Raw genomic sequence first — 485 nt, 5'->3', positions numbered from 1 at the left:
CGGCTGGTTGCCCGATTCCTGGATGCCCCACGAGGCGATCCGGCGGGGCCTGCGCCGGGTGGCCCGGGCCGACCTCGCCGAGATGACCAATTACGACCGGCCCCTGGGCTACGCGCCCCTGCGCCACCAGATCGCCCGCAAGATCGGCGAGAAGGGCGTCGGCGCCGAGCCGGACCAGATCGTGCTGGTCGAATCGGCCACGCAGGCGCTGGACCTCGTCTGCCGCTTCCTGCTCCAGCCCGGCGACACCGTGCTGGTGGACGATCCCTGCTATTTCAACTTCCTGGCGCTGCTGCGCGCACAGCGCGTCGCAGTGGTCGGCGTGCCGATCACGCCGGAGGGGCCGGACCTGCGGGCGCTCGCGACCCTGCTGGAGCAGCACCGGCCGCGCTTCTACCTGACCAACGCCGCCCTCCAGAACCCGACGGGGGCGAGCCTCGCGCCCACCGTGGCGCACCGCCTGCTGAAGCTGTGCGAGGCGCACG

Annotated in this window: 1 protein-coding gene; it reads left to right on the top strand. The window is 72.6% G+C overall.

Going from position 1 to position 485, the window contains the following annotated elements; translation table 11 throughout:
• Window positions 1–485, top strand: a 485-nt coding sequence (locus I53_RS10040) for a PLP-dependent aminotransferase family protein (protein WP_043349936.1), incomplete at both ends; no start/stop codon positions are given.

The organism is Methylobacterium sp. B1 (assembly GCF_000333255.1).
In the GTDB taxonomy this organism is placed as follows: domain Bacteria; phylum Pseudomonadota; class Alphaproteobacteria; order Rhizobiales; family Beijerinckiaceae; genus Methylobacterium; species Methylobacterium fujisawaense.
Note: the sequence above shows the minus strand (reverse complement) of the source record. Positions and strands in the feature narration are given on the sequence as shown.